The sequence below is a fragment of the Sphingopyxis sp. SCN 67-31 genome (assembly GCF_001725095.1).
Genome location: NZ_MEFH01000210.1, coordinates 1 through 5080, shown reverse-complemented (window position 1 = coordinate 5080; position 5080 = coordinate 1). Strand labels below are relative to the sequence as shown.

Here is a 5080-nt window from a genome sequence, read left to right as displayed (position 1 = left end):
CACTGGCACATCCCTTGCTTCGGATGGTGGCGATGCTGAAGAAAATCGGACGGCTGTTTATCATCAAGACCAGGTTCGAGGCCTGCCTGATCATCTATGCATTGGCGGCGGGTGCCATGGCGCGCGGAACAGCCTATCTGCATGAATTTCCGGGGTACGGCGGCCAGTTGCTGCTCGTCGCGTGCAGCGGCTCGGTATTTCTTGCTGGCGCCAAAATCTTCGACTGCCTGCGCTACGAACAGGCCGAAAGGCGGGCCACCGAGCCACCCGCCGGCTAGGGTCAGGAAACTGGCGAGGCGCTTCCGTCCACGTCCAAAACATGCCAAAGCCATGGGCATGAGCAGGATCAGCGGCCGCCCGGTCATCGGCACCGAACATCTTTATGGCCTCGCGCTTCGCACGGCGCGCTGGCGTAAAGGCAGCACCGGGGTGCCGTTGCTGTTCCTCAACGGGATCGGCGCCGACATCGCCGCCGCGGCACCGCTGCTCGCGCAGATACATGGGCGCGAGGTGTGGACGCTCGACATGCCCGGCGTCGGCGGGTCGCCCGACGCAATCCTTCCCTATACCGCGCCGACAATGGCCGCGATCGTGATGGAGATTGCCGAACGCTTCGGTCACCCGCAGCTCGACCTTGCCGGCTTCAGTTGGGGCGGTGCGCTGGCGCAGCAGATCGCGGTGCAATTTCCGGCGCGTATCCGGCGCATGGTCCTGATAGCAACGACGCCGAGCGTGGGGGCGCCGGGAATCGGCTGGGCCGCACTGCTCGACGACGACATGCTGGCGAGCGGACTGAAGCTTCCCACCGCAACGCCGCTAGGCCTGACCTATCAGGCGATGGCGATGGCCGGCTGGACCAGCGCGCCTATGCTGCCGCAGCTCAAGAACATGCCGACGCTGATCCTGATGGGGCGGCGCGACGGCGTCGTGCCGGCGGCGCACGGCCAGGCGATCGCCGACCTGATCGACGGCGCGATACTGGAAGTCGTGCCGGGGTCGCACCTTTTCCCCTTCACCCACGCCGCGAACACGGCGGCGCGGATCAGCGCTTTTCTGGAGCAGCCGGCAGAGGCGACGGCGGAGCAAGCCGCCGCGTAAGGAAATCCGCGATCGTCATCGCGGTGGCGTCGGGCGCTTCCTCCATCGGCAGATGGCCGACGCCGTCGAGCAGAACGACCTCCGATCCCGCAATCCGGTCGTGAAAGGTTAGCGCGGCGCTCGGGTTGATCAGCCGGTCCTGCTTGCCGAAAAGGATGAGCACCGGCACCTTTATCTCGCCGATCCGGTCGGCCATCGCGGGCTCGCGGTCGAGCGTGGCGCGCAGCGCCGTCGCCTCGCGATTGCCCGGAAAGCGGAGCAACTCCCAATAGCGGTCGACCATCGCATCATCGACGATGCCGGTTTTCGCGACCGATTGGCGGAGCGACTTTTCGACCAGCGAGCGCGGCGTGATCTGTCCGGCGAGCCAGCGTCCGACCGGATTTTTGAGAAGCCGGAAGCCGAGATTTGATTCGGGCGCCTTTTCGCCTTTTCGCAGCGGCATGCCCGCCGCATCGAACAACAGGAGCGCATCGACGCGTCCCGGCTCGGCGAGCGCATAGCGCCACGCCACCCAGCCGCCCATCGAATTGCCGCCCAGGATGAAATGATCGAGGCCGAGCTTGGCCGCCACCACATCAACCGCGGCAATCATCCCCGCCGCGCTGTAATCCTTGTCGGGCGTGCCGCCGGTCAGGCCATGCCCCGGCAGATCGAGCGTCACGATCCGGTAATCGCCGCCGAGCCTTTTGACGAGCGGCTCCCACGTCTGGAGGCTGCTGTTCGACCCGTGGAGCAGCACGATGGTGCGGCCGTCGCGCCTGCCCTGATCGCGATAATGGATTCGCTGCCCTGCCGGCCCCGCCGCGAAGCTCGCGTCGGGGCCGCCATATTTGGCGATCATGGCATCGCGGTCGGTGTCGGGCGTGCGCAGCGCAAGGAAGATCGCGACGATGACGAGCAACACCACCAGCGGGATGAGCACCCGCTTGCGGCGGAAGAGCGGCCGCTGCGGCGGCAGCGGTTCATATTCGTCGTCGTCGATCATCGTCCGTCCCCTCGACCCGCGCGCAAACCTAGCGTGCCGGGGGCGGGCGTCAACCGACCCGCTTCACCGATCCCTTGTGCGCCCCGACCCCGCCGCGCGGACGAAAGCGACGCTTGCGCTGCGGCTGTGCGCCGTCGCCGGCCGCTGCCTCGCGGCGCGGGCCGCGATGGCCGCCATCGCGCGAACCGCCCTCGCCATGCCCCTTGCGGCGCTGCGCATCGTCGCGCTGGCGCTGCGGGTCACGACCCTTGCTGCCGGTGTCGCGCGGCGGCTGTGCCGGCTTGGGCAGATTGCGAACCATCTCGCCGAAATTGTCGGGCAGCTTCGCAGGCTCGGCCTTGGTCCGCGTCACGCGTTCGATATCGCGCAGATAGGGGCGCTCGTCAGGCGCGACAAAGCTGATCGCAACACCCTCCGCCCCGGCGCGCGCGGTGCGGCCGATGCGATGAACATATTGTTCGGGGACGTTCGGGATCTCGAAATTGATCACATGGCTGACCCCCGACACGTCGATGCCGCGCGCCGCAATGTCGGTCGCGACGAGCAAACGGACCTGACCCGAACGGAACGCCTGCAGCGCGGTCGTGCGCTGCGCCTGGCTCTTGTTGCCGTGGATCGCAAAGGCTTCGATGCCCGCGCCCTTCAAATGGCGGACGACGCGGTCGGCGCCGTGCTTCGTGCGCGTAAAGATCAGAGCGCGGTCGATGTCCTCGGTGCGTAACACATGGTGGAGAAGCGCCTGCTTTTCCTTCTGCTCGACGAAGGTCACGCGCTGGCGAATCTTTTCGGCAGTCGTCGCCTGCGGCGCGACCGACACGGTGACCGGATCGTTCAGGAACTGATCGGCAAGGCCCGCAATCTCCTTCGGCATCGTCGCCGAGAAGAAGAGATTCTGGCGCCGCGACGGCAGCAGCTTGGCAACGCGGCGCAGCGAATGGATGAAGCCCATGTCCATCATCTGGTCGGCTTCATCGAGGACGAAGATTTCGACATCGTCCATGCGCAGCGCACGCTGATCGATCAGGTCGAGCAGGCGGCCCGGGGTGGCGACGAGAATATCGACGCCCTGCGCAAGGTCACGAATCTGCTTGTTGATCGGCACGCCGCCGAACACGGTCGAAACGCGCAGCTTGGTAAAACGACCATAGTCGCGGCAGCTTTGCGCAATCTGCGCCGCGAGTTCGCGCGTCGGCGCCAGCACCAGCATGCGGCAGCCGCGTGGATTGGCGCGATGCGGATAGGTCAGCAGATGGTGGATCGACGGCAGCGAGAAACCGGCCGTCTTGCCGGTACCCGTCTGCGCGATGCCACACAGATCGCGGCCCTTCATCAGCGGCGGGATCGCCTGCGTCTGGATCGGGGTCGGGGTTGTATAATCCTTGGCGGCAAGCGCGCGATTGATGTCGGCGTGCAGGCCAAAGTCGTTGAAACTCGTCATAACATACTCACAATGGGCGACGCGCACAGCGTCCGTTCGCATCGAACGGACGGCGCACGGCCGCGGGTTCGAAACGACCCGCGTGAAAGGGTGCCTCAAGGGACAAAGCGCGGTGCCGGCTCGTCCCGCGCTGGCGGCCTTTACGGCGCCTCGGGCGGGAAAATCACGCTGCCGGTGGTTGCGGCGGTGAAGTCCGCCATGCTGCGCTGCACAAGCATATGGCGAATATTACGCGAAATTGCAAGATGATTGCTCGGGCCGGGATTGCCCCCCTCGCCGGTTCGTGCTGATCTTGTTCCTGCAAGACCGAATAAAGGGGAGAGCCGGAGCGCCATGCCGGAAAAGATTATCGTCATCGACGAAGGCACGACATCGACCCGCGCCATGCTTTTCGACGCGAGCGGCACGCCGCTCGGCAGCGCGCAGCGCGAGTTTCGCCAGCATTATCCGGGCCCCGGCCTCGTCGAACATGATGCCGAGGAAATATGGCAGGCGACCCTCGCGTGCACGCGCACGATGATCGAAAAGGCCGGCGGCGCGGCCAATATTGCCGCGATCGGCATCACCAACCAGCGCGAAACGATCGTGTTCTGGGACCGGACGACCGGCCGGCCGCTCGCCCCCGCAATCGTGTGGCAGGATCGGCGGACCGCCGCCGATTGCGCGAAGCTCAAGGAGGCCGGGCACGAACCGGCGGTGCAGGCCAAGAGCGGCCTGCTGCTCGATCCCTATTTTTCCGGCAGCAAGATCGGCTGGGCGCTGCGCAACTGGCCGCAGTTGGCCCAGGCGGGCGATCGGCTCGCCGTCGGGACGATCGAATCCTATCTCGTCTATCGCCTGACCGGCGGCGCGCATGTGACCGACGCGACCAATGCCTCACGCACGCTGTTGATGGCGATCGACGGCGACGGGGGCTGGGACGGCGGCCTGTGCGACCTGTTCGGCGTTCCCATGCGACTGCTGCCCGAAATCGTCGATTGCACCGCAACGGTCGGCACCACCGACCCGGAGCTGTTCGGCGGCGCGATCCCGATTGCGGGGATGGCGGGCGACCAACAGGCGGCAACGATCGGCCAGGCCTGTCTGGAACCGGGACAGACGAAGGCAACTTTCGGCACCGGCGCCTTCATCCTGTCGGCGAGCGGCACGGAACGGCCGCATTCGGCCAACCGGCTGCTCGCGACGATATTGGTTCAGGAAAACGGGCGCCGCAGCTATGCGCTCGAAGGATCGGTATTCGTGGCGGGAAGCCTGATAAAGTGGCTCCGTGACGGCCTCGGCCTGCTGGCGAACGCAGGCGAGAGCGAGGCGCTGGCGCGCTCGGTTACGGATAATGGCGGTGTCTATCTGGTCCCCGCGCTTGCAGGACTGGGTGCACCGCACTGGCGACCCGATGCGCTCGCTGCAATATCGGGGCTGAGTTTCGCGAGTGGCAAGGCGCATGTCGCCCGCGCCGCGCTGGAAGCGCAGGCCTATCAGGCGCATGATCTGAAAGCCGCCTTCGCGGCCGATGGCGTCGATTGGGCCGATCTGCGGATCGACGGCGGCATGGCGGC

General features: G+C 66.2%; 5 protein-coding genes. 3 read left to right on the top strand and 2 right to left on the bottom strand.

All coding sequences use genetic code 11. The features are described 5' to 3' along the window. Positions 1–32: 32 nt before the first annotated feature. Both ABS88_RS24215 and ABS88_RS24210 read left to right on the top strand, forming a co-directional pair. Positions 33–278, top strand: coding sequence for a hypothetical protein (locus ABS88_RS24215; RefSeq protein ID WP_040589328.1), 246 nt, complete (start codon positions 33–35; stop codon positions 276–278). A gap of 58 nt (positions 279–336) precedes the next feature. After that, complete coding sequence (locus tag ABS88_RS24210) at positions 337–1098, top strand: alpha/beta fold hydrolase (protein WP_286750835.1); 762 nt, start codon at positions 337–339, stop codon at positions 1096–1098. Here the strand turns inward: ABS88_RS24210 and ABS88_RS24205 are convergent. Next, entirely contained in the window at positions 1043–2086 is a 1044-nt protein-coding gene (locus ABS88_RS24205) for an alpha/beta fold hydrolase (protein WP_286750834.1), read from the bottom strand. The genes ABS88_RS24210 and ABS88_RS24205 overlap by 56 nt on opposite strands. A gap of 49 nt (positions 2087–2135) precedes the next feature. Next, positions 2136–3524, bottom strand: a complete 1389-nt coding sequence (locus tag ABS88_RS24200) for a DEAD/DEAH box helicase (protein WP_286750833.1) — start codon at positions 3522–3524, stop codon at positions 2136–2138. Positions 3525–3857: 333 nt separating this feature from the next. Here ABS88_RS24200 and ABS88_RS24195 point away from each other — a divergent pair. Beyond that, positions 3858–5080, top strand: a 1223-nt coding sequence (locus ABS88_RS24195; RefSeq protein WP_286750832.1) for an FGGY family carbohydrate kinase, incomplete at its 3' end; no start/stop codon positions are given.

Excerpts from the sequence above, each read along its gene's own strand:
- ABS88_RS24215 (WP_040589328.1), top strand. The coding sequence starts at position 33 with ATGCTGAAGAAAATCGGACGGCTGTTTATCATCAAGACCAGGTTCGAG.
- ABS88_RS24210 (WP_286750835.1), top strand. The coding sequence starts at position 337 with ATGAGCAGGATCAGCGGCCGCCCGGTCATCGGCACCGAACATCTTTAT.
- ABS88_RS24205 (WP_286750834.1), bottom strand. The coding sequence starts at position 2,086 with ATGATCGACGACGACGAATATGAACCGCTGCCGCCGCAGCGGCCGCTC.
- ABS88_RS24200 (WP_286750833.1), bottom strand. The coding sequence starts at position 3,524 with ATGACGAGTTTCAACGACTTTGGCCTGCACGCCGACATCAATCGCGCG.